Genomic DNA, 22,379 nt, shown 5'->3' with positions numbered 1-22,379 from the left:
TCAGATGCCCAGGTTGAGCCTCCGGGTCACCGTGTAGTCGATCACCGAAACCAGCAGCCAGCTGAGGTTCCAGCGGATGCGGTTCCACAGCGTCGCTCGCTGCTTGTGCAAGGGGACGGTGATGCGCTGCGACGCGGCAATCTGCTGGCTGACGAAGTCGCGCATGCGGTCGGCCAGCGCGGCATCTTCCACCTTCAGCATCAGTTCCAGGTTGATATAAAGGCTGCGCATGTCGAAATTGGCGCTGCCGAGATAGACGGCATCGTCGAGCACGATTAGCTTGGTGTGCAGCTTGCACGGCGCGAACTCCCAGATCTGCGCGCGTTTCGACAGCAGGTAGGAATAGAGCGAGCGGCTCGCACCGATGGTCGCGCCATTGTCCGACTTGCCCGCCATCACCAACCGCGTCGCGCCCTTTTGCGCGATCGCGCCCATGCGGCGCAGCAACCGCTTGGGCGGGCTGAAATAGGCCATGAACATGTCGAGCCGTTCGCCGTTCAGCAGATCGTCCGACACGCAGCGTGCCCAGCTCGACAGGCCGCGCGTCGGCCCGCCGACCAGCCAGGTGACCCCCGGCTGCTGCCATTGCCAGTCGCGCACCGTCCGCGCGATCTCGCGCGCATGCTGTTCCTCGCGCTCGGTCCAGTGGCGCAGCCGGGCATACCAGTCGTTGAGGCCTTCGACCGCCGATCCCTCGATGACGATGCCGAGATCGGCCCAGCCGTTCTGTTCGGGCGGCGCGAAATAGGCATCGGCGATGTTGAACCCGCCGAACATCGCACGCACGCCATCCGCAATCACCAGCTTCTGGTGGTTGCGAATCAGATAGCGCCGCGTCCATTTGGCGGAAAAGCGCAGGCACACGCCGCCGGCATCGGTCAGCGGGCGCAGGAAATCATCGCTCGCGCCCGCACCGAACTGGTCGACGATCAGCGTTACGCGGACCCCGCGCCGCGCCGCTGCCGCGAGCGCATCGCGAAACTGCGCCCCGACGCCGTCTTCGGCGAAGATGTAGAAGCACACATCGAGCCGCGTGCGCGCGCTTTCGACCAGGTCGAACAGCGCTGCGCGCCGGTCCGCCCCCGCCGGATAGAAGACCAGCCGCTGCCCCGCGGCCTCGGCCTCGAACGGCGCCGGTTCGGCATAATCCGCATTGCGGTCGGCGGCTTCGGCAGTTCCCATCGCGGAGGGCTTAGCCGCTTGTCCGCACCGCGCAAATCCTTGACTATTTCCCGCGCGGAACCTATGTGGCGCGCTTTCCCGGAATCACTTGATTTGCATCGGAGTGCCCCATGGCGCGCGTTACCGTCGAAGACTGCGTAGACAAGGTCCCCAACCGTTTCGATCTCGTCCTGCTGGCTGCCCAGCGGGCGCGCGAGATTTCGGGCGGTGCGGAGCTGACCGTCGATCGCGATCGCGACAAGAACCCGGTCGTCGCGCTGCGTGAGATCGCCGAACAGACGATCAAGCCCAAGGAACTGCACGAAGCTGCGGTTACCAATTTGCAGAAAATCCTGCCCGACGACGATGACGAGATGGATGAAGTCGGCTCGCTCAGTCAGTCGGCCGAAGCGCTGCGGATCACCGCTTCCGCGCCGACGCGCTCGACCTCGATCGGCGCCGATTACGACGGCTGAGCCGTTCGATACCGACGATGCTTCCCTGAAAGGCCGCCCTCGGGCGGCCTTTTTGCATTGCAGCATGGGGGCCGAGCGCATTACCCTGTCCCGCGACAGGGAGGCATCATGACCGATATCGCAGAAGGGCTCGGGACAGCCGTGGAAGGCGGGTTGTTTGCGCGCGCCGTGGCCGGCAAGTCGAGCCGGGCGACGACGCTTAGCAAGGGCCATTTCGCCGAGGGTGCATGCCTCAACTGCGGCACCGAACTGATTGGCGACCATTGCCATTCCTGCGGACAGCAGGCGCATCTGCACCGCACACTCAGCGCATTCATGCACGATCTGCTGCATGGCGCACTTCATTTCGACGGCAAGACCTGGCGCACGCTGCCGCTGCTGGTCGCCAAGCCCGGCGAACTGACCCGGCGTTACATCGATGGTCAGCGCAAGCGCTTCGTCAGCCCGATGGCGCTATTCCTGTTCTGCATCTTCCTGATGTTTGCCGTGTTCCAGATCGCCGGGATCAGCGCGCCCGTCGACATCCCCGGCGACACCGACGCGCAATTGCAGGAACTGACTGCCGAGCAGCAAGGCGAATTGCTCGAACGGCGCGATCTCTTCGCTTCGCGCGTAAATGATCCCGAGATCAGCGAGACGCGCAGGGAACGCGCGCAGGAATCGCTGGCCGACGTCGAACGCCAGCTCGATGCGCTGGTAAGGGCGCGCAGCGAACTGCCCTTTCTTGGCGAACCGAAGGCAGGCGCACGCCCGGCCGTTGCAGCAGAAGCGCCCACGGAAGGCAGCGACACTGAAATTGCACCGGCGGACGCAAACAGCGAACTGGTCACGGTCGAAGGCTGGGAAGGCGAGCTGGAAAGCGTTCCCTGGTTCCAGGCCGCGGTCAAGAAGTGGCGCATGAACCCCGGGCTCATGCTCTACAAACTGCAGACCAACTTCTACAAATTCAGCTGGCTCCTGATTCCGCTCTCGATACCCTTCGTGTGGGTGCTGTTCGCGTGGAAGCGCGCATTCAGGGCATACGACCATGCGATCTTCGTCACCTACTCGCTGAGCTTCATGACGCTGTTCATTCTGGCAATTGTGCTGGCGGGTCTCGCCGGTGCGGGCGCCTCGACCATGACGCTGTTGTCGATCTTCGTCCCGCCGATCCACATCTACAAACACTTGCGCGGCACCTACCGGCTGTCGCGCTTCTCGGCGCTATGGCGACTGGCGGTGCTCAGCGTCGCGATCATGTTCATTCTCTTGATGTTTACCGTCCTTCTGGCGCTGCTCGGCCTGTTCTAGCCGAGGCGGGCGACGCAACGAAAAAGCCCTCCCGATCGGAACCGGAAGGGCTTTTCGCGTCACAAGGACGATTTCTCTGGCGCGGGATCAGGCACCCTGCGGTGCGGGCCCTCCGCCAAGCTTGCGGCCTGCTTTGGGCACCGCGATGCCCCCGACCGGCTTGACCGCGATCGGGCCCTTGGGCTCGTCGGGGCGGTCGATCTTGCCGTCCTTCATCAACTGGTCGATCTCGTCACCGGTCAGCGTTTCGTATTCGAGCATGGCCTGCGCGAGCAGGTGGAGCTTGTCCTCCTGCTTGGTCAGAACGTCCTTGGCGCGCGCCAGGCCTTCTTCGACCAGCCGCTTGATTTCGGCATCGATCAACTTGTTGGTCTCCGCGCCCGACATGGTGCGTGCGGTCTGGCCCATGCCGAGATAGCCTTCCTGGCTCGCCTCGTATTGCAGCGGCCCGAGCTTGTCGCTCATGCCCCATTTGGTGACCATGTTGCGCGCCAGATCGGTGGCATACTGGATGTCGCCCGAAGCGCCGCTCGACACCTTGTCGTGGCCGAAGATGATTTCCTCGGCGACCCGGCCACCCATGGCAACCGCGAGGTTCGCATGCATCTTGTCGCGGTGGTAGGAGTAGTTGTCGCGCTCGGGCAGGCGCATGACCATGCCCAGCGCGCGGCCACGCGGGATGATCGTCGCCTTGTGGATCGGGTCCGACGCGGGTTCATTGAGGCTGACCAGCGCATGACCGGCCTCGTGATAGGCGGTCATCTGCTTTTCGTCCTCGGTCATGACCATCGAACGCCGTTCGGCGCCCATCATGACCTTGTCCTTGGCGTCCTCGAACTCCTGCATCGCGACAAGGCGCTTGTTGCGCCGCGCAGCGAGCAGCGCCGCCTCGTTGACGAGGTTGGCGAGATCGGCACCCGAGAAGCCCGGCGTACCGCGCGCGATGGTGCGCGGGTTCACATCGGGCGCCAGCGGTACCTTCTTCATATGGACGGCGAGAATCTTCTCGCGCCCTTCGATATCGGGCACGGGCACGACGACTTGGCGGTCGAACCGGCCCGGACGCAGCAGCGCGGGGTCGAGCACATCTGGGCGGTTGGTCGCCGCGATGATGATGATGCCTTCGTTCGCCTCAAACCCGTCCATCTCGACCAGCAGCTGGTTGAGCGTCTGTTCGCGTTCGTCGTTCGAATTGCCGAGGCCGTGGCCACGGCTACGGCCGACCGCGTCGATTTCGTCGATGAACAGGATGCAGGGCGCGTTCTTCTTCGCCTGTTCGAACATGTCGCGCACGCGGCTGGCGCCGACGCCGACGAACATTTCGACGAAGTCCGAACCCGAGATGGTGAAGAAGGGCACGCCCGCTTCACCCGCGATCGCGCGCGCCAGCAGCGTCTTGCCGGTACCGGGCGAACCGACCAGCAGCGCGCCCTTGGGGATCTGCCCGCCGAGCTTGGAGAAGCGCTGCGGATCCTTGAGGAATTCGACGATTTCCTCGAGCTCCTCGCGGGCTTCGTCGATCCCCGCGACATCGGCGAAGGTGACCTTGCCCTGCCGTTCGGTGAGCATCTTGGCCTTGGACTTGCCAAAACCCATCGCGCCGCCCGCGCCGCCGCCCTTCTGGACCTGGCGCAGGGCGAAGAAGGCGATGCCGAGGATCAGCACGAAGGGCAGGATCTGGATCAGCGCGTAGAGCAGGAGATTGCCGCTATCGGCCTCGACCCCCGAATAGCGCACGCCATTGTCTTCGAGCAGCTGCGGCAGCGTGGTGTCATTGGGGACGGGAATGGCCGAGAACTGCTCGCCATTCTTCATCTCGCCGACAATCGAGGTGTCGGAAATCTGCACGCTGGCAACCGAACCTTCGGCGACCTTGTCGCGGAAGTCGGAATAGAGGATCTGCGCGCCACCGCCGCTCGACCCGCCGCCGAAGACCGAAACGACCATCAGCAGGGCAAGGAAGATGCCGCCCCAGATCATCAGGCTCTTCACCCAGGGGTTCGGGCCGTTGCCCTCAGGCTCGGGCGGGGAATTCTGGTCGCTCATGCACGGAGTCCTTTCGTTCCCGATTATGTAGGGTGCGACAGGTGAATGGCAAGTTGCGCCGAGCCAAGGGAATTCCCGTTATGCTCGCTGCGGGCACGGTCGGGCCGACGGCAGCGCTGGCTAAAGGAACGGCAGGCCCGCGCCGTCGCCCGAAGAATTGAAGTACATGGCAAGCCCCAGAGCGGTGGCAAGCGCGGTAAAGAGGAGCGCTCCCAGCACCAGGGCGCCGTCGCGTACGGTCAGGGCCAGGCCCAAAACCGCTATGGCGAGCATCGGAACCGAACTGGCGAAAGGCAGGAATTCGAGCGGCGGGACCGTGCAGCACAGCAGGATCACCGCCGCGGCGACCAGCCTGATCGCGGCGCCCTGCGTCAGGCCTTCCAGCCGCCCTTCGCTATGGTGATCGAGAAAATTGGCGAGCCCGCGCAGTTTGCGGACCGATTTATGCAGTTTCTTCGAGCCGACCGAGCGCTGCTGGACGAAGCGCGGCATCCATACATGGTCGCGCCCCACGAGGAGCTGGATCGCGATCAGCGCGATAAACAGCGCCAGCGCGGTGGGCAGGCCGGGGATGCCGCCGATGGGCGTGATTTCAAGCAGCGCGGGGAGCATGATGAACGGGCCGAAGCTGCGTTCGCCGAAATCGTCGAGCACATCGGCAACGCAGACCTCGTCATGCGTCGAGGCCAGCTCGTCGAGCTCACCGAGCACTTCGCGCATGCTGGTCGGTTCGTGTTGCACCTCAAGCATCTCCCTTGCGCCATAAACGCGCCGGGAGCCAAAAGGTTACTCCCGCGGAACGGGACGGCGTCAGGCGGGTCGCTTGTTGAGCAGCGCCGAGCGTTCGCAGCGGCACACCACCTCGCCGCGCTGGTTCACTGCCTCATGGAGGAAGGTGACGATCCCCGCATCGGGCCGCGACTTGCTCTCGCGCAGGCCGATTACCTCGCTCGTCGCATGCAGCGTATCGCCGATGAAGACGGGCTTGGGCATGACCAGCTTGTCGTAACCCAGATTGGCCACAAGGGTACCCAGCGTGGTGTCACCGACACTGAGCCCCACCATCAGCGAGAAGGTGAAGGTCCCGTTGACGAGGATCTGCCCGAACTCGCTCGCCTTGGCCGCTTCCGCGTCGAGATGGAGCGGCTGCGGGTTGTGCGTCATGGTGGTGAACAGCAGATTGTCGGTCTCGGTCACCGTCCGCCGGATGTCGTGCGTCAGCGTATCGCCGACCTCCCATTCGTCGAAATACTTCCCCGCCATCAGCCGTGTCCCATGACGGCTTTGACCTCTAGGAAGTCGTGGAAGCCCCATTCGCCCCATTCGCGGCCATTGCCCGACTTCTTATAGCCACCGAAGGCGGCGTTGAGATCGTAGCCGCCATTGATCGCCACGCGGCCCGCGCGGATGCGCTTGGCAAGGCTGCGGGCGAGTTCGATGTCCTCGCCGGTGATCGCGCTGGCGAGCCCGTATTCGGTGTCATTGGCGATGCGGATCGCGTCCTCGTAATCCTCATATCCGAGGATACACAGCACCGGGCCGAAGATTTCCTCGCGCGCGATGGTCATTTCGTTGGTGACATCGGCGAAGACGGTTGGCTTGACGTAGTGACCGGTCTCCAGCCCCTCGGGCTTGCCGGGGCCGCCTGCGACAAGCGTCGCGCCTTCCTCAACGCCCTTCTCGATCAGGCCCTGGATCTTGTCCCACTGCGCGCGGCTGACCACCGGGCCGATCGCCGCGTTGCCCTTCGGATCGCCGGGAATGACGCCCTCGGCAGCTTCCTTCGCTGCCGCCTTGGCTTCCGCCATCCGCGCATGCGGCACCAGCATCCGGCTGGGCGCGGTGCAGGTCTGGCCCGAATTGCCCATCATCGCGACCGTGCCCTTGGCAACCGACTTGGTGAAAGCGGAATCGTCGAGCACGATATTGGGGCTCTTGCCGCCCAGTTCCTGCGCCACGCGCTTGACGGTATCGGCGGCATTCTTCGCGATCGCGATGCCTGCGCGAGTCGAACCGGTGAAGCTGACCATGTCGATATCGGGATGGCCGCTGATCGCTTCGCCGACGCCCGGCCCGTCGCCATTGACCAGGTTGAACACGCCTGCGGGAACACCCGCCGCATGCATGATCTCGGCAAAGATATAGGCGTTGAAGGGCGCGATCTCGCTGGGCTTGAGCACCATGGTGTTGCCCGTCGCCAGCGCGGGGAAGACCTTGCAGGCGATCTGATTGAGCGGCCAGTTCCACGGGGTGATCATGCCGACCACGCCGACCGGCTCCCACACATGCAAGGTGGGGCCGTCGAGCCGTTCGAACGCGAAGCCTTCGAGCACTTCGATGGCCTTCTGGCAATGTCCGGCGAGCAGGCCGACATGCGGCCCATTGGCGAGGCTCAGCGGCGCGCCCATTTCGTCGCTGACCGCAGTCGCGAGCTCTTCTTTGCGGGTCTCGATCTCCGCCTGGATCGCGCGCAGCAGGGTCAGCCGTTCTTCCTTGCTGGTCTGGCTGAAGCTCTCGAATGCCCTGCGCGCGGCAACCACGGCCTTGTCGACATCGGCCGCGGTGCCGAAGCTGATGTGGCCGATGGTCTGCTCGGTGGCAGGGTTCTCCACCGCAACGGTGTTTTCCTCGACCGGGTCGACCCACTGGCCGTCGATGTAGAACTGGGTGCAATCGCGCATCGGAAACTCTCCTTTGCGCGCGCCTCTAGCTCTCCTGACGCCAGCGCGCCACCACCTCTTCGCCATCGCTGGCACTGTCGCGGATCGTGTTGGGCGTGCGGTCGAACCGCGGTGCGGGGGCAGTGTGCCAGCGCCCGCCGTGTTCGACGAAAGCCCCGCGCGCCTTCATGTGCGGATGGTCCTTGGCGTGATCGAGCGGAACGACGGGCGAGAAACAGGCGTCGGTGCCTTCGAGCAATTCGCACCATTCATCCTGCGTCTTCGTCACGAACAGCGCGGCCAGATCCTCGGCATAGCTGTCCCAATTGGCCGGGTTCATCTGCGCCTCGCGCAAATGCTCGGGCGCATCGGCGCGCTGGAGCAGTTCGGCGTAGAATTGCGGTTCGATCGCGCCGACGCTGATTTCCTTGCCATCCTTGCAGGTATAGCAGCGATAGAAATGCGCCGCCCCGCCCAGCAGGCCGGCGCCGCGATCCACCGTACGCAGCGCGCTGTGCGGCTGGCCGTAGAAGAAGCTCATCAGGCTGGTCACGCCGTCGACGATCGCGGCATCGACCACCTGCCCCTTGCCGCTGCGTTCGCGTTCGAACAGCGCCGCGAGGATGCCCATCGCGCAATACATCGATCCGCCGCCGAAATCGCCGACGAGGTTCTGCGGCGGCACGGGCAGTTCGCCGCGCTTGCCGATCGCGTCGAGCGCCCCGGTGATGGCGATGTAGTTGAGATCGTGGCCGGCCGCCTGCGCCAGCGGGCCGTCCTGCCCCCAGCCGGTCATCCGCGCATAGACCAGCCGCGGATTGGCCTCGAGCAATTCCTGCGGACCGAGACCCAGCCGTTCCATGACGCCGGGACGGAACCCTTCGACCAGCACGTCGGCATGCGCCAGCGCCTGCTTGACGAAGGCCTGGCCTTCGGCGCTCTTGAGGTCGACTTCCGCGCGGTGCCGCGCGCGTTCGACCACCGGGTTCATCGGCTGGTGTCCGGCGCGTTCGATGCGCACGACCTCCGCGCCCATATCGGCCAGCATCATGCAGACATGCGGGCCCGGGCCGATGCCCTGGAATTCGACGACCTTGAGGCCGGTCAGCGGACCGTTCGACATTTCTCTCTCCTCGAAAACTTGTGTGTTCTAGAAACTCTTGGGCAGGCCCAGCACATGTGTGGCGACATGGCTCAGGATCAGGTTCGTGCTGATCGGCGCGACCTGGTAGAGGCGCGTCTCGCGGAACTTGCGCTCGACGTCGTATTCCTCGGCAAAGCCGAACCCGCCGTGGGTCTGGATGCACATGTCGGCGGCAAACCAGCTGGCCTCGCTCGCCAGCATCTTCGACATGTTCGCTTCGGTCCCGCCGGTTTCGCCCGCATCGAACATGCGCGCCGCCTTGGTCACTATTTCGGCGGCCGCGGATAGCTGGACATAGGCGCGCGCGATGGGGAACTGGACGCCCTGGTTCTCGCCGATGGCGCGGCCGAACACGCTGCGGTCCTTCGCATAGGCTGCCGCGCGGTCGATGAAGAAACGTCCGTCGCCGATGCATTCACTGGCGATCAGGATGCGCTCGGCATTCATCCCCGAAAGGATGTAGCGGAACCCCTTACCCTCCTCGCCGATCAGCGCGCTGGCGGGCACGCGCAAATCGTCGAAGAACAGTTCAGTGGTGGCATGGTTGAGCATGGTGCGCACCGGCCGGATGGTCAGCCCGTTGCCCACCGCCTCGCGCATGTCGACCAGCAGCACGCTCATCCCGTCGGAGGGCTTGGCGCATTCCTCGCGCGGGGTCGTGCGGCATAGCAGCACCATCAGGTCCGAATGTTCGGCGCGGCTGATCCAGATCTTCTGGCCGTTGACTACGTAATCGTCGCCATCGCGCTTGGCGAAGGTGCTGATCCGCGTCGTATCGGTACCCGCACCGGGTTCGGTCACGCCAAAGGCCTGCAGCCGCAATTCGCCACTGGCGATCTTGGGCAGATATTCGCGCTTCTGCTGGTCCGAGCCATGCTTGAGCAGCGTGCCCATCGTGTACATCTGCGCATGGCAGGCACCGCCGTTCGATCCCGACCGGTGGATTTCCTCGAGCACCGCGCAGGCTGCCTCGAGCCCGAGGCCCGAGCCGCCATATTCCTCGGGAATCAGTACCGACAGGAAGCCGGCCTCGGTCAGCGCGGCAACGAATTCGCTCGGATAGGCGCGCTCGCGGTCGAGCTTCTGCCAGTATTCGCCGGGGAAGCGCGCGCACAGCCGCCGCACCGCTTCGCGGATTTCCGGAAAGGTCTCACTCAAATGTCCGTCTCCCATTGCAACCTGTTTGGCGCGGGAAGACGGCTTTGGCAACGGATGTGAGGAAACTGGATGCCCCGTGAGGATTCGAACCTCAATTGACGGAGTCAGAGTCCGTAGTCTTACCATTAGACGACGGGGCATCAGCTGGCCGGGCGGGCGAGAATCGCGGGCCGCTCCGGAACAGAGGCCGCGCATCTAGTTTTGCCGGGACGCGAGGTCAACCCCGCGCGCGCCGCCTGCCCTTGCCCCGTCTCCGCTTCACCGCTAGCATCGCCGCCAAGTCCCCGTGCACGCTGGTTTGCGCGGGAGGAACAAGAAAGCTCTCGATATGGCGGATCATTCTCCGCCGGACACGAACAGGGGGCCAGGGACAAAACGGGGCGGCAAGTCCGGCAAGGTAGCCGATTTCCGCTACAAGCGCCCCTCCCGGCCCGACGGCAAGCACGGCGACCGGCGCAATGCGTCACGCCGCGATGGCACCTTCGCGCCCCGCCCGAATGTTGCCGCAGCCAGCCCTCCCGCGCGCCGCCAGGCCTATGCCGCGCTCGATCTCGGGACCAACAATTGCCGCCTGCTGATCGCCCGCCCGTCGGGTGAAAATTTCACCGTGATCGATGCCTTCAGCCGGGTCGTCCGGCTGGGCGAGGGTCTGGCCGCGAGCGGCAAATTGTCCGACGAAGCGATGGAGCGCACACTCGCCGCCTTGCAGGTCTGCGCGGAGAAGCTGCGCCGGCGCAATGTCCGGCTGGCGCGCTCGGTCGCCACCGAGGCGTGCCGCCGCGCCAGCAACGGCCCGGCCTTTATCGAACGGGTCCGCCGCGAAACCGGGATCATGCTCGACATCATTTCCGCGCAGGAGGAGGCGCGGCTGGCGGTGCTCGGCTGTCATGTCCTGCTCGAGGAAGGCAACGGCCCGGCGATCATCTTCGACATCGGCGGTGGTTCGACCGAGCTCGTGCTGGTCCAGCCGGGCGAGAACGTGCCGCGCATCGTCGACTGGCTGAGCGTGCCCTGGGGCGTGGTTTCGCTGACCGACACGGTCGAGGGATCGGACGACACCGAAACCACCCGGCTCGAACGCTATTGCGAGATGCGGCGTACCGTCGGACGCAGCTTCGCCGAATTCGCCGAGCGCATCCGCGAGCATACGCATTCGCGCGAACCGATCCGCCTGCTGGGTACCAGCGGCACCGTGACGACGCTGGCGAGCCTGCATCTCGAACTGCCGCAATACGACCGGCGGGCGGTTGACGGGCTGATCGTGCCGTCGCAATCGATGCGCGATATCTCCACCCGCCTGTCGCGGATGAGCAGCGCCGAACGCAAGCGCCTGCCGTGCATCGGCGACGACCGCGCCAATCTGGTCATCGCGGGCTGCGCGATTCTTGAATCGATCCTCGACATCTGGCCCGCCGAACAATTGGGCGTGGCCGACCGGGGCATCCGTGAAGGGATCCTGCGCAGCCTGATCGCCGCCGATGCCGAGGGTGAACGCAGCCGCGCGACAGTACAAAGAATGCGAGAACAGGATGTCTAGATCGGGCAAGGATCGCGACGTTCGCGTGCGCACCGCAAAGAAACGCACGGCGAGTTCGACGCGCTGGCTCCAGCGCCAGCTCAACGACCCCTATGTCAAGCAGGCCAAGGCTGACGGCTATCGTAGCCGCGCGGCGTATAAGCTGACCGAGCTGAACGAGAAATACGACCTGCTCAAGGGCGTCACCCGCGTGGTCGACCTCGGCATTGCGCCGGGCGGCTGGAGCCAGGTGGTGCGCAAGCTCAAGCCCAAGGCGCTGGTCGTGGGAATCGACCTGCTCGAAGTCGAGCCGATCGAGGGCGTCACGATCTTCCAGATGGATTTCATGGATGACGACGCCCCGCGGGTGCTCGAAGAGGCGCTGGGTGGCAAGGCCGAGCTGGTGATGAGCGACATGGCGGCCAATACCGTCGGCCACAAGCAGACCGATCACCTGCGGACGATGGGGCTGGTCGAGGCCGGAGCATGGTTTGCTATCGAGAACCTCGCACCGGGTGGGACCTTCCTTGCCAAGGTGCTCGCAGGCGGGACCGACAACGATCTGCTCGCGCTGCTCAAGCAGCATTTCCGCACGGTGAAGCACGCCAAGCCGCCCGCCAGTCGCAAGGACTCGAGCGAGTGGTACGTCATCGCGCAAGGCTTCAAGGACAACGGCTGAAACGAAAAAGGCCCCGCCGCAGCGAGGCCTTTTCGATTATCCCGTGAGGGAAGGCTTATTCGTCGACCTTGGTCGCGCCATCGTTGTTGGTCGCGGCATTGCCCGCCGGGACCGGCTGGTCCGCGCCCATGCTGCCAGCCGATTCCATGGCCGCGGCTTCGGCGCCTTCGACCGGTCCGGCACCCGCGCCGGGCGCGTCTTCACCCTCGGTCGGCTCTTCTTCCGCCACGACTGGCGCAGGCTTGGCCGGCGCACCGCCATAGGTGGACATGAATTCCATGACATTGGCGCGGTCTTCAGCCTTGCCGAGACCGGCGAAGCTCATCTTGGTGCCATTGGCGAAGGCGCGTGGGCTGGTCAGCCATTCGTCCATCGCTTCCCAGGTCCAGGAGCCGCCCTTTTCGGCCAGCGCCGAGCTGTAGGCAAAGCCCGCGGCGTGCCCGCCGATCGGCTTGCCCATCACGCCATAAAGGTTCGGGCCGATGCCGTTGGCGCCGCCCTGGTCGATCGTGTGACACGCGGTGCACTTGGCGAAGACCTTCTCGCCCGCCGCGGCATCCGCGCTGGCGAGCAGCGTGCCGAGGTCGGGGCCCGCATCGGCACCGCCTTCTTCGGCTGCGCCTTCGATGAAGTAGCCCGGCTCTTCGGGGTGCTCGGCGCTATCGGCATGGAAATACATGCCCGAAACGATGGAGCTGCCCAGTGCCACGATACCGGCGGCAAGGACCCAGCCTGCAGCGGTGTTGAAACGATCGTCCATTGCGTAAAATACCCGGCGAAAATCGGTTGGTCAGATGGTTGCGCGCCGCTCTAGTGTGCACCGCCGCCTTTCGCAAGTGCGCAAGCCGCAATAGCGCTTGATGCGACCGGAACGCAGCCGTAACGCCCGCAGACCATGCGCCAGTTTGCCAAGCCTGCCCTCGCCCTTGTCGATTCGATGCGCGCCGCTGCTGCGCAGGAACCGCTGCGCGCCATCGCCTTTGGCGGGGCCCCGGGATCGAATTCGCACCAGGCGGCGATGCAATTCGCTCCCGAGGCATTGCCGCTGCCGTGCTTCAGTTTCGAGGACGCGCTCGAAGCGGTGGAAAGCGGCACGGCGGGCTGCGCGATGATCCCGATCGAGAACAGCCAGCACGGGCGCGTGGCGGATATCCACTTCCTGCTCCCCGAAAGCGGGCTGTCGCTGGTGGCCGAACACTTCATGCGCATCACCCATTGCCTGATGGCGCTGGGGCCGGGTCCGTTCGACGCCGCCTACAGCCATCCGCAGGCGCTGGGCCAGTCGCATAAATTCCTCAGCGAGCGGGGCATCGTCGGCCTCGCGCATGCCGATACGGCGGGCGCGGCCGCGTTCGTGGCGGAAAGCGGGAAGACCGACATCGCCGCCATCGCCCCCGCGCTCGCCGCCGACCTCTACGGGCTCGAAATCGTCGAGCGCGAGGTCGAGGATGCGCCCGACAATACGACACGCTTCGTGGTGCTGGCGAACGAGGCACTCGATCCGGCCGCGCTGGCGGGCGCGCAGGCGATGACGACCTTCATCTTCGAAGTGAAGAACACTCCCGCCGCGCTGTACAAGGCGCTGGGCTGCTTCGCGACCAATGGCGTCAACATGACCAAGCTGGAAAGCTACCAGAAGGGCGCAAGTTTCGCCGCGACGATGTTCTTTGCCGACATCGAGGGCGCGCCAGGCGATGCCCGGGTCGACACGGCGCTGGAGGAACTTGCCTTCCAGACCAATGGCGTGCGCCTGCTCGGCAGCTATGCGCAGGCCCGCCCGCGCGGCTGAAGGCCTACTCGTCGCCGTAGATCGCCACTTCGCGCAGCCCGTCGCTGGTAGCGCGCCCGCGGTACATGCCCGAAGTGTTCATGCTGAACAGCGGATGCCCGTCGCGCGTCACCACAATCACCCCGCCGTCACCCCCGAGACTGCCGACATCGGCAATGACCGCGTCGATTTCCTCCTGCGCCTGCGCGGCGTCGAGACCGAATTCGCTGGCGTGGACGATATAGGTCGGAAACCCTTCGTCATCGAGCGGCACACTGGCCTGCGCGGCGTCGATTTCGGTGCGGTAACGATGCCGTAGCCGGGTGCAGATTTCATGCGACACGCCGACGCGGATGAAGAACTCGCCCCAGCCGGTGGCCGAGACCGCGCAGGCGCGGTTGTCGGCATAGGTGCCCGCACCGATGATCGGCGCATCGCCGATACGGCCCCAGCGCTTGCCGGTCATTCCGCCGGTCGATGTGCCCGCCGCCATATTGCCATCCCGGTCGAGCGCCACCGCGCCGACCGTGCCGAACTTGATATCGACATCGATCGCGGAGAGCCGCTCGGCCTTCATCCGCTCGAGCGCCTTCTGGCGGCGTTCGGTCTCGAACCATTCGGGGGGCATAGTCGCCAGCCCCTGCTCGGCCGCGAACTCAGCCGCACCGGCCCCGGCCAGCATGACATGCGGACTGTCGGTCATCACCTTGCGCGCAAGCGCGATCGGATGGCGGATGCCCGTGACGCCTGCGACGGCGCCCGCATCGCGGGTACGGCCATCCATGATCGAGGCGTCGAGTTCGATGTCGCCGTCCCAAGTGAATACCGCGCCGCGCCCGGCGTTGAACAGCGGATCGTCTTCCATCGGCTCGATTGCGGCCTGGATCGCATCCATCGCGCTGCCGCCTTCACGCAGCACCTGCGCGCCCGCGTCGAGCGCGCTTTGCAGTGCAGCGCGATAGGCCGCATCCTGCTGCGGCGTCATATCGTCGCGCGCGATGGTCCCCGCGCCGCCATGAATGGCGATCGACCAGCCGGGCTCGTCCTCAGCCGCGGCAGGTACTGCGATAAAGACGAAAAGCGCGGCAAATGCGCGGGCGATGCGGGTTGAAAATCCTCTCATGTAAAAGCGGTAGCATGACCGCTTTTCCACTTCATCCGTTAATGCGTTTTGGAGAATAACGGTTTGCGTGATAGCCCTTCCCTTACGGAAACCACTTGGGGGACGGGGTTATGATTTTCGACCGCTATCGTTTCGACGAACAGGTGGCGATGGAACTGGGAGAAAAGATTCTCCTCGCCGTCGTCGCGCTGATCATCACCTGGCTTATCGCGCGCGGGGCCAAATGGGCCTTCGCCAAACTCGTCGATACCGTCGACTTCTTCAAGCGCGGGACCGGCAGCGGCCAGTCGCTGGGAGAATCGCTCGGCAAGATCGTCAGCCTGCTGGTCTGGCTGTTCGGCCTGCTGATCATTCTCAACATCCTCGAACTCGGCGGAGTAGCCGGCCCGATCGACAGCCTGCTCGAAAACGTCGTCGCCTTCCTCCCCAACCTGCTGTGGGCGGGGCTGATCTTCTTTATCGGGATGATGGTGGCGCGGATCGTCCGCGACCTCGTCGTGACCATGCTGCAGACGGTCGATTTCGACAAATGGGCCAATCGCGGCGGGGTCGAAGGTGTCACCGGCAACAGCGCCATCAGCAAGACCATCGGCACGATCATCTATGTCCTGATCGCCATTCCGGTGGCGATCGCCGCGCTCGAACAGCTCGGGATCGATTCGATCAGCGCGCCGGCCAGCGAAATGCTGCGGATGATCTTCGCCGCCATTCCGAACATCATCGCTGCGGCGGTCCTGCTCGGCATCGGCTATCTCATCAGCAAGTTCGTGGTCCAGATCGCCAAGGAAGTCCTGCCGGGGCTGGGCGTCGACCGGGCCATGGCCGAAAGCGGGCTGGTGACCGAAGGCACGACCGCATCGAGCATCATTGCGCGGGTCGCACAGGTCGCGATCATCCTGTTCTTCGCGATCGCGGCTACGCGGCTGCTCGGCTTTCCCGAGCTGACCGTGATCCTCGACCAACTGCTCGAACTGGGCGGACGGGTGATCTTCGGGGCGGTGGTCATCGCCTTCGGCTTCCTGATCGCCAACCTGCTCGCACGGCTCATCGCCGGCGATGCGGGCGGATCGACCGCCGGCACCATCGTGCGCTGGGCGACCATCATCCTGTTCGTCTTCATGGGCCTGCAGTTCACCGGCATCGGCGGGATGATCCCGGCGAATGCGCTGACGATCCTCATCGCCGGCGTCGCGGTGGCTGGCGCGCTTGCCTTCGGCCTCGGTGGCCGCGACTGGGCAGCGCGCAAGCTCGAGCAGATGGACAGCGACCTAGGCGGCGCCTCCGCACCCAAGCCGGGCCGCAAGGCCGCGTCCAAATCGGCCGATCCGCTCCCCCCGGGGGCCTAAGCCAACCGACCTTTCGGTCTCGCAAATTACGGGCGTGGGATTAATCATCCCGCGCCCTTTTTTCTGTGCTACGCCGCCTTGCAAAGGGAGAGAGCGTATGAGCGAGTTCGGGTTCGAAAGCACGGCCGACGAGGTCCTTGCAGGGCACGATCTGAACGGGCGGACCGCGCTGGTCACGGGCGGATATTCGGGGCTCGGGAAGGAAACCGCGCGGGCAATGGCGGCCAAGGGTGCGCATGTCATCCTGGCTGGGCGCGATGCGACCAAGCTGTCCGCCGCCGCCGACGAGATTGCCGAGGGAACCGGCGCGAGGGTGGACACGCTCGTCTGCGACCTCGCCTCGCTCGACAGCGTGCGCGCGGCAGCCAAGGATGCCGCCAATCGCTTCGACAAGATCGACCTGCTGATCAACAATGCGGGGGTGATGGCTTCCCCGCTCGATCGCACCGCCGACGGTTTCGAAATGCAGTTCGGCACCAACCATGTCGGTCATTTCCTGCTGACCAATCTGCTCATGCCCCTGATCGAACGGGGCGAGGCCCCGCGCATCGTCAATTTGTCGAGCCGCGGCCACCATATCGACCGCATGCATTTCGACGATCCCAATTACGAGCAGCGCGATTACGACAAATGGGAGGCCTACGGGCAGTCGAAGACCGCCAACATCCTGTTCTCGGTCGGGCTGGAACGAAGGCTCGCGGACAAGGGCATCCATGCCTATGCGGTGCATCCGGGCGGGATCATGACCAACCTCGGACGCCACATGACCGAGCAGGACCGCGAATGGATGATGGAGCGGATGCGCAAGTCGGCCGAGGAAACGGGCCAGCCGGGTCAGGGCTTCAAGACCATTCCGCAGGGGGCCGCGACCACCTGCTGGGCGGCGACGAGCGACGCGGTTGCCGGTAGCGGCGGGCTGTATTGCGAGGATTGCCATGTCGCCGACCAAGACGATGCAAGCCCGATGGGCGGCGTGCGCAGCTATGCACTCGACCCCGACAGCGCCGAACAGCTGTGGGCGATGAGCGAGGACCTGGTCGGCGAACGTTTCGCTTACTGACCGAGGCGGGCGCGGCGGTCGGGCGCGTCACCATGCCGCCGCTGGTGCGCTGGTAGTCAGAGCCAGCGCAACCGGCGGAAGGCGACGATCAGCCCGGTGAACAGCAACCCGCACAGCGCCACCACCGCCCAGAAGGCGTCGGGGTCCTGCATCCCGGGCATACCGCCGACATTGATCCCCAGCAGGCCGGTGAGGAAGCTCAAGGGCAGGAAAATCCCCGCGACGATGGTCAGCATATAGGTCGCGTGCTCGCTCGAGGCGAGGCTGCGCGCCCGGATCTCGTCCTGCAGCACCAATGCGCTTTCCTTGCTGATGTCGATATCGTCGAGATAGCGGCGCAGGCGGGCGATGCTCTCGGCGATCTCGCGCCGGTCGTGTTCCTCGAACCAGAAGGGCGCGTCGCGGCTGATCTGTTCGAGCGCCTCGTGCTGCGGCGCCATGTGCCGCTTGAGCCCGAGGCAATTGCGGCGGATGGTCGAGATCCGTTTGAGCATGCGCTCGGCATGTTCTTCGGGATCGTCGTGTTCGAGCACGTCGAGCACATCGTTCATGTCCACGATCGACTGGCTCATTCGCGCGATCAGCAGTTCGGCGAGCAGCGTGATCGTTGCCCCTGCATCAGGCGGCCCATCGCCGCGATCGAGCAGCGCCACGACCTCGCGCGGGATCTGCAGCGGGTCGCGGCGCAGCGTGACCAGCCGCCGCCCGTCGCACCAGAACTGCATCGAGATCATGTCTTCGGGTTCGGCGCCGGGATTGAAATTGATCCCCCGCAGCGTGCCGACCAGCGTTTCGCCTTCGCGAAAGGCGCGCGGACGCGTCTGGTCGCTGACGAGCAGTTCCGCAGTCGGCTCGGGGATATGCAAGCGGCCCTCGAGCCATTCCAGCACGCCGGGGCGGTTGCGGCAGATATGCAGCCACAGCACTTCGCCCGCGGCGGTGGGCTGCCACTCCAGCGCCTCCGCCAAGGCGATCGGCCGCGCCCCGCCCTGGCCATCGAGCACCCGCCCGAACAGCAGCGGTGTTTCGGTCTCGGCGGCGTCGGTTGTCTGGCTCATACCCGCCTGAATGCCGCATCCATCGGGGCGGTGGAAGGGGGAATGCGCCAACCGCGCAGCCCGATGAGCAACCGCAGACCGGGCACCGCGCGCCCGATGCGGTAGAACAGCCAGCATCCGATCGCGGTGATCGCCACGGTCAGCAGGAACGCCGCCCCCGCGGGCATGGCTACCGGGCGTAGATACCAGATGAACATGACGATGATGGTCTGGTGAATGATATAGAAAGGGAAAGACCGCCTCGTTGAGCATGGTCCGACAGCGCGCGTCGCGGTTCCAGAAGCGGTCGGCGACCCCAAGCAGCGCGACGATCGTGCACCATGATTGCACCCCGCGCACCACGGCGTAGATCGCCGCCGCCCCGTCCGACCATTCGTGCCCGGTCAGCCACCAGACCTGTCCGACCATGGCCGCCGTAGCCACCAGGGCGATCAGTCCCGCAAGGTGCCAAGTGACGCGGATGGCCGACCACAGCGGCGCGGAATGGCGCAGCAGGAAACCGAACAGGAAAGCGGCGAGGAAAATGTAGTGCGCCGCGAAATCGTCGAGCAGCGCATGCGTATCCTCGACCCCGGGAAAGATAAAGAGGGGGCGCAGCACGGCCCACAACACCGGGATCGCCAGCAAGCCGCCTGCGGAGGCGAACACCTTGCCCAGCAGCTTGACGATCCAGCACCGAGCCTGGGCGGGAAGCAGTGCATGAAGCGCGAGGATGACCAGCGTATAGGCGAACAGATAGACGACGAACCACAGGTGCTGCCACGTCGGCATGACGATGCCCTCGAGCGTGCCGAAGCGGAAGTAATCGGTGCGCCAGAACGCCGCGAAGGGCTGCGCATATCCATGATTGTACATCAGATCGATCCACACCTGCGGCGGAATGACGACGATGATCGCAAAGACGGTCGGGATGAGCAGGCGCGCGCTGCGCGACCGCAGGAAAGCGAGCCGTTCGCTGCGGGCAAGCAGGGCCGCGGTGGCATATCCCGACACCACGAACAGCAGCGCCAGCCGCCAGCCGTTCAGCGCCAGCATGGGCAGCCGGGAGAACTCGCTGATCTCGTTCCATTTCACATGCCAACCCCAGGGCACGAAAGCCATACCGACATGGTAGAGGATGAGCAGCGCGAAGGCCGCGATGCGCAGCCAGTCCATGCCGAAATGGCGGCCGGATATCGGGTCGGGCAGCGGGTTTGTGTCCATGCCCCGAGGATTAGGCGAAGCACCGCCCGCTCTGCTATCTCTAGGCCATGAACGGGGGAGCGGCAGGGATGGATGGCACCGGACCGGGGACAAGCGGCGGGCCGCGAGGGACGAACGGCAATCGCTATCTCGTCCTGCTGGGCGTGGTGGCGGCGTTGCTGGTCTATGCGGCGCTGCAGCTGTGGGCCAATGTCGGGTCGAGGCTGACCGATAGCGAAGGCAGCGCCGATCCACAGACCGTCTGGACGCTCGAACTGACCAGCTTTGCCGCATGGTGCATCGTCGTCCTGCTGCTGTGGCGCACGATCCCGCATATGCTGCCGCCGCGCCGCAGCTGGCCCGTCGCAGCGGTCCTGCTGGTGGTGGGTGCCCCCATCGCCTCGGCGGTGCATGTCGGCCTCATGGTCGGCCTGCGCGAGATCGCTTGGGCGCTTGCGGGCGGGGACTACCATTTCCCCGAAGGGATGCGCGGTTTCCCCTATGAATTGCGCAAGGACATTGCCGACTATGCCCTGCTGGCTGCGATTGCCGCGGCACTCCATTGGTACACGCTGCGTCCGGCCCCCGGGCACGGGGCCAGCGCCGAGCGCGTCCTCGAGATATCCGACGGCAGCCGCCGCATCCGCGTGCCGCTTGCCTCCATCGACCGGATCGAGGCCGCCGCGAATTACGTGGAAATCCACGCGCAGGGCAAGACCTACCTATACCGCGCAACGATGGCGGCGGTGGAAGCCGAACTGGGCCCCGCCTTCGCGCGCATCCACCGGAGCCGTCTCGTCCGCCGCGATGCCGTGCGCGCGATCGAGAGCGGACAGAGCGGGGACTTCACCGTCACGCTGGCAAATGGCGAGCGCGTGCGCGGCAGTCGGCGCTATCGCGACGCCCTCGTCTAGCAGCGTCATTGCCCCTTCACACTGGGGGCTCTATATTGCCGCACATGTCTTCAATTCGTCCCTGGCGCACTATCGAGCGCCGACCGTCCCGCCAGATCATGGTCGGCAACGTCCCCGTCGGCGGCGATGCCCCGATTACCGTGCAGACCATGACCAACACGACGACCGAGGATGTCGGCGCGACGATCGACCAGATTCGTCGCTGCGAGGATGCCGGGGCGGACATCATCCGCGTGTCTTGCCCCACGGCGGAATCGACCGAACATTTCGACAAGATCACCGCGGCGGCCAATGTCCCGATCGTCGCCGACATCCATTTCCACTACAAACGCGCGCTCGAAGCGGCGGACAAGGGCGCCGCCTGCCTGCGGATCAATCCGGGCAATATCGGCAGCAGCGAGCGCGTCGCCGAAGTCGTCCGCGCAGCGAAGGCCAATGGCTGCGCGATCCGCATCGGGGTAAATGCCGGCAGCCTGGAAAAGGACCTGCTCGAAAAATACGGCGAGCCCTGCCCCGAGGCGCTGATCGAAAGCGCGCTCGACCATATCAAGCTGCTGCAGGATCACGATTTCCACGAATACAAGGTCGCGGTGAAGGCGAGTGACGTATTCCTCGCGGTCGCCGCTTATCACGGGCTCGCCGAAGCGGTCGATTGCCCGCTCCATCTCGGCATTACCGAAGCGGGCGGACTGATCGGCGGCACCGTCAAGAGCTCGATCGGCATCGGCAGCCTGCTGTGGGCGGGCATTGGCGACACGATCCGCGTTTCGCTTTCCGCCGAACCCGAACAGGAAGTGAAAGTCGGCTTCGAAATGCTCAAGGCGCTGGGCCTGCGCACCCGCGGCGTGCGCGTGGTGTCCTGCCCCAGCTGTTCGCGCCAGGGGTTCGATGTCATCCGCACGGTCGAGACGCTCGAAAAACGGCTCGAGCATATCAAGACGCCGATGAGCCTCTCGGTGCTCGGCTGCGTGGTCAACGGCCCCGGCGAAGCGCGCGAAACCGACATCGGCATCACCGGCGGCGGCGCGGGCAAGCACATGGTGTTCCTCTCGGGCGTGACCGACCATCATGTGAAGAGCGAAGACATGCTCGACCACATCGTCTCGCTGGTCGAAGCCAAGGCCGCGCAGATCGAGGCAGGCGAGGCGGTTGCCTTCGATCCGCACGCCCCGCAGCCTGCCGAAGCGGCGGAATAGGCACTTTACGCCAAATTAAGCCCGATCGCGCATGCTGGCGCCATGCGCGAGGCCATCTTTCTTGCCATTGCCATGCTGGCCTTCGTCGGTGCCGCTTTCGTGCCCGGCGGCGCAATCGATTCGGCGACCGAGGGCGCAGAAGACTTCGCGAGCGAAAAGACATCCGACCCCGCCGCTCTGGATCGCCATTCGAACAGCAGCGCCAGCTATGCGAGCTGGGCCGCGGGCGCGACCGAACTGCCGCGTGCAGCGGACGGACATTTTTACGCCGACACGCGGATCAACGGATCGCAGGTTGAATTCTTGGTCGATACCGGCGCGACCAAGGTCGCACTGACCGGCAGCGATGCGCGCGCAGCGGGGCTCTACTGGTCCGATGCCGATGTGCACGAGGTCGCCCGCGGGGCTTCGGGGCCCGTCTATGGCGTCAGCGTCACGCTCGACCGCGTTACGCTTGGCGGGCACGAAGCGCGCGATGTCGCGGCGATTATCGTGCCCGAAGGCCTCAGCGTGTCGCTGCTTGGCCAGAGCTTCCTGTCGACCATCCACCCGGTCCGCATCGAACACGATCGCATGGTGCTGGGCGAATAGCTGCGCCGTTT

Annotated in this window: 20 protein-coding genes and 1 tRNA gene; 10 read left to right on the top strand and 11 right to left on the bottom strand. The window is 65.2% G+C overall.

Annotated features, from left to right (window positions below; all coding sequences use genetic code 11):
* Positions 1-1,182 (bottom strand): phospholipase D-like domain-containing protein, encoded by a 1,182-nt coding sequence (locus VWN43_RS01260; RefSeq protein WP_320180986.1) that lies wholly within the window; start codon positions 1,180-1,182, stop codon positions 1-3.
* Positions 1,183-1,292: 110 nt separating this feature from the next.
* Between VWN43_RS01260 and rpoZ the strand changes: the two genes are divergently transcribed.
* On the top strand, positions 1,293-1,637 hold the full coding sequence (gene rpoZ / locus VWN43_RS01255) for a DNA-directed RNA polymerase subunit omega (protein ID WP_253519965.1): 345 nt from the start codon (positions 1,293-1,295) through the stop codon (positions 1,635-1,637).
* A 108-nt stretch (positions 1,638-1,745) separates the two neighbouring features.
* On the top strand, positions 1,746-2,927 hold the full coding sequence (locus tag VWN43_RS01250; protein ID WP_320180987.1) for a DUF3667 domain-containing protein: 1,182 nt from the start codon (positions 1,746-1,748) through the stop codon (positions 2,925-2,927).
* Positions 2,928-3,014: 87 nt separating this feature from the next.
* Here the strand turns inward: VWN43_RS01250 and ftsH are convergent, their stop codons facing one another.
* The 7 genes from ftsH to VWN43_RS01215 form a co-directional block, all read right to left on the bottom strand.
* The gene (gene ftsH / locus VWN43_RS01245; protein WP_320180988.1) at positions 3,015-4,973 is read right to left on the bottom strand and encodes an ATP-dependent zinc metalloprotease FtsH; all 1,959 of its coding nucleotides are present in this window, start codon (positions 4,971-4,973) and stop codon (positions 3,015-3,017) included.
* Positions 4,974-5,093: 120 nt separating this feature from the next.
* Positions 5,094-5,723, bottom strand: a complete 630-nt coding sequence (locus VWN43_RS01240) for an exopolysaccharide biosynthesis protein (RefSeq protein WP_320180989.1) — start codon at positions 5,721-5,723, stop codon at positions 5,094-5,096.
* 60 nt (positions 5,724-5,783) lie between these two features.
* Entirely contained in the window at positions 5,784-6,236 is a 453-nt protein-coding gene (locus VWN43_RS01235) for a MaoC family dehydratase (protein WP_320180990.1), read from the bottom strand.
* On the bottom strand, positions 6,236-7,654 hold the full coding sequence (locus VWN43_RS01230) for an aldehyde dehydrogenase family protein (protein ID WP_320180991.1): 1,419 nt from the start codon (positions 7,652-7,654) through the stop codon (positions 6,236-6,238). Before VWN43_RS01230 ends, VWN43_RS01235 begins: the two co-directional genes overlap by 1 nt.
* Before the next feature lie 25 nt (positions 7,655-7,679).
* On the bottom strand, positions 7,680-8,756 hold the full coding sequence (locus tag VWN43_RS01225; protein ID WP_320180992.1) for a CaiB/BaiF CoA transferase family protein: 1,077 nt from the start codon (positions 8,754-8,756) through the stop codon (positions 7,680-7,682).
* A 27-nt stretch (positions 8,757-8,783) separates the two neighbouring features.
* Positions 8,784-9,950: an acyl-CoA dehydrogenase family protein gene (locus VWN43_RS01220; protein WP_320180993.1), complete on the bottom strand. Its 1,167-nt coding sequence runs from the start codon at positions 9,948-9,950 to the stop codon at positions 8,784-8,786.
* Between the two features lie 51 nt (positions 9,951-10,001).
* Positions 10,002-10,075, bottom strand: a tRNA-Gln gene (locus VWN43_RS01215).
* Positions 10,076-10,263: 188 nt separating this feature from the next.
* On the opposite strand from VWN43_RS01215, the gene VWN43_RS01210 reads away from it, so the two are divergent.
* On the top strand, positions 10,264-11,472 hold the full coding sequence (locus tag VWN43_RS01210) for a Ppx/GppA phosphatase family protein (protein WP_320180994.1): 1,209 nt from the start codon (positions 10,264-10,266) through the stop codon (positions 11,470-11,472).
* Positions 11,465-12,130 carry an RlmE family RNA methyltransferase gene (locus tag VWN43_RS01205; RefSeq protein ID WP_253520005.1) on the top strand — a complete coding sequence of 222 codons (666 nt, stop codon included), beginning with the start codon at positions 11,465-11,467 and terminating at the stop codon, positions 12,128-12,130. Before VWN43_RS01210 ends, VWN43_RS01205 begins: the two co-directional genes overlap by 8 nt.
* Before the next feature lie 55 nt (positions 12,131-12,185).
* Here VWN43_RS01205 and VWN43_RS01200 read toward each other — a convergent pair whose 3' ends face one another.
* The gene (locus VWN43_RS01200; protein ID WP_320180995.1) at positions 12,186-12,890 is read right to left on the bottom strand and encodes a c-type cytochrome; all 705 of its coding nucleotides are present in this window, start codon (positions 12,888-12,890) and stop codon (positions 12,186-12,188) included.
* Between the two features lie 135 nt (positions 12,891-13,025).
* Here VWN43_RS01200 and VWN43_RS01195 point away from each other — a divergent pair, with 135 nt between their 5' ends.
* Entirely contained in the window at positions 13,026-13,919 is an 894-nt protein-coding gene (locus VWN43_RS01195; protein WP_320180996.1) for a prephenate dehydratase, read from the top strand.
* A gap of 4 nt (positions 13,920-13,923) precedes the next feature.
* On the opposite strand, the gene VWN43_RS01190 is transcribed toward VWN43_RS01195, so the two are convergent.
* The gene (locus tag VWN43_RS01190) at positions 13,924-15,021 is read right to left on the bottom strand and encodes an isoaspartyl peptidase/L-asparaginase family protein (protein ID WP_320180997.1); all 1,098 of its coding nucleotides are present in this window, start codon (positions 15,019-15,021) and stop codon (positions 13,924-13,926) included.
* Positions 15,022-15,131: 110 nt separating this feature from the next.
* Here VWN43_RS01190 and VWN43_RS01185 point away from each other — a divergent pair, with 110 nt between their 5' ends.
* Both VWN43_RS01185 and VWN43_RS01180 read left to right on the top strand, forming a co-directional pair.
* The gene (locus tag VWN43_RS01185; RefSeq protein WP_253520040.1) at positions 15,132-16,367 is read left to right on the top strand and encodes a mechanosensitive ion channel; all 1,236 of its coding nucleotides are present in this window, start codon (positions 15,132-15,134) and stop codon (positions 16,365-16,367) included.
* Between the two features lie 97 nt (positions 16,368-16,464).
* Entirely contained in the window at positions 16,465-17,427 is a 963-nt protein-coding gene (locus tag VWN43_RS01180; RefSeq protein ID WP_320180998.1) for an SDR family NAD(P)-dependent oxidoreductase, read from the top strand.
* 56 nt (positions 17,428-17,483) lie between these two features.
* On the opposite strand, the gene VWN43_RS01175 is transcribed toward VWN43_RS01180, so the two are convergent.
* Positions 17,484-19,688 carry a CorA family divalent cation transporter gene (locus VWN43_RS01175; RefSeq protein WP_330767941.1) on the bottom strand — a complete coding sequence of 735 codons (2,205 nt, stop codon included), beginning with the start codon at positions 19,686-19,688 and terminating at the stop codon, positions 17,484-17,486.
* A 47-nt stretch (positions 19,689-19,735) separates the two neighbouring features.
* Here VWN43_RS01175 and VWN43_RS01170 point away from each other — a divergent pair, with 47 nt between their 5' ends.
* From VWN43_RS01170 to VWN43_RS01160, 3 genes are read left to right on the top strand one after another with little or no spacing between them, the layout of a single operon-like run.
* The gene (locus VWN43_RS01170; RefSeq protein ID WP_330767939.1) at positions 19,736-20,581 is read left to right on the top strand and encodes a LytTR family DNA-binding domain-containing protein; all 846 of its coding nucleotides are present in this window, start codon (positions 19,736-19,738) and stop codon (positions 20,579-20,581) included.
* A 44-nt stretch (positions 20,582-20,625) separates the two neighbouring features.
* A complete protein-coding gene (gene ispG / locus VWN43_RS01165) occupies positions 20,626-21,777 on the top strand; it encodes a flavodoxin-dependent (E)-4-hydroxy-3-methylbut-2-enyl-diphosphate synthase (RefSeq protein WP_320181002.1) in 1,152 nt (383 codons plus the stop codon).
* Between the two features lie 42 nt (positions 21,778-21,819).
* A complete protein-coding gene (locus VWN43_RS01160; protein WP_320181003.1) occupies positions 21,820-22,368 on the top strand; it encodes a retropepsin-like aspartic protease family protein in 549 nt (182 codons plus the stop codon).
* Positions 22,369-22,379: the final 11 nt, after the last annotated feature.

The sequence above is a fragment of the Qipengyuania sp. HL-TH1 genome, assembly GCF_036365825.1.
Taxonomy (GTDB): domain Bacteria; phylum Pseudomonadota; class Alphaproteobacteria; order Sphingomonadales; family Sphingomonadaceae; genus Qipengyuania; species Qipengyuania profunda.
Note: the sequence above shows the minus strand (reverse complement) of the source record. Positions and strands in the feature narration are given on the sequence as shown.

Coding starts and splice junctions, on each gene's coding strand:
- VWN43_RS01205 (WP_253520005.1), top strand. CDS start 11,465: ATGTCTAGATCGGGCAAGGATCGCGACGTTCGCGTGCGCACCGCAAAG.
- VWN43_RS01225 (WP_320180992.1), bottom strand. CDS start 8,756: ATGTCGAACGGTCCGCTGACCGGCCTCAAGGTCGTCGAATTCCAGGGC.
- VWN43_RS01230 (WP_320180991.1), bottom strand. CDS start 7,654: ATGCGCGATTGCACCCAGTTCTACATCGACGGCCAGTGGGTCGACCCG.
- VWN43_RS01190 (WP_320180997.1), bottom strand. CDS start 15,021: ATGAGAGGATTTTCAACCCGCATCGCCCGCGCATTTGCCGCGCTTTTC.
- VWN43_RS01180 (WP_320180998.1), top strand. CDS start 16,465: ATGAGCGAGTTCGGGTTCGAAAGCACGGCCGACGAGGTCCTTGCAGGG.
- VWN43_RS01195 (WP_320180996.1), top strand. CDS start 13,026: ATGCGCCAGTTTGCCAAGCCTGCCCTCGCCCTTGTCGATTCGATGCGC.
- ispG (WP_320181002.1), top strand. CDS start 20,626: ATGTCTTCAATTCGTCCCTGGCGCACTATCGAGCGCCGACCGTCCCGC.
- VWN43_RS01235 (WP_320180990.1), bottom strand. CDS start 6,236: ATGGCGGGGAAGTATTTCGACGAATGGGAGGTCGGCGATACGCTGACG.
- VWN43_RS01185 (WP_253520040.1), top strand. CDS start 15,132: ATGATTTTCGACCGCTATCGTTTCGACGAACAGGTGGCGATGGAACTG.
- rpoZ (WP_253519965.1), top strand. CDS start 1,293: ATGGCGCGCGTTACCGTCGAAGACTGCGTAGACAAGGTCCCCAACCGT.
- VWN43_RS01210 (WP_320180994.1), top strand. CDS start 10,264: ATGGCGGATCATTCTCCGCCGGACACGAACAGGGGGCCAGGGACAAAA.
- VWN43_RS01240 (WP_320180989.1), bottom strand. CDS start 5,723: ATGCTTGAGGTGCAACACGAACCGACCAGCATGCGCGAAGTGCTCGGT.
- VWN43_RS01220 (WP_320180993.1), bottom strand. CDS start 9,950: ATGGGAGACGGACATTTGAGTGAGACCTTTCCGGAAATCCGCGAAGCG.
- ftsH (WP_320180988.1), bottom strand. CDS start 4,973: ATGAGCGACCAGAATTCCCCGCCCGAGCCTGAGGGCAACGGCCCGAAC.
- VWN43_RS01160 (WP_320181003.1), top strand. CDS start 21,820: ATGCGCGAGGCCATCTTTCTTGCCATTGCCATGCTGGCCTTCGTCGGT.
- VWN43_RS01250 (WP_320180987.1), top strand. CDS start 1,746: ATGACCGATATCGCAGAAGGGCTCGGGACAGCCGTGGAAGGCGGGTTG.
- VWN43_RS01170 (WP_330767939.1), top strand. CDS start 19,736: ATGAACGGGGGAGCGGCAGGGATGGATGGCACCGGACCGGGGACAAGC.
- VWN43_RS01175 (WP_330767941.1), bottom strand. CDS start 19,688: ATGGACACAAACCCGCTGCCCGACCCGATATCCGGCCGCCATTTCGGC.
- VWN43_RS01260 (WP_320180986.1), bottom strand. CDS start 1,182: ATGGGAACTGCCGAAGCCGCCGACCGCAATGCGGATTATGCCGAACCG.
- VWN43_RS01200 (WP_320180995.1), bottom strand. CDS start 12,890: ATGGACGATCGTTTCAACACCGCTGCAGGCTGGGTCCTTGCCGCCGGT.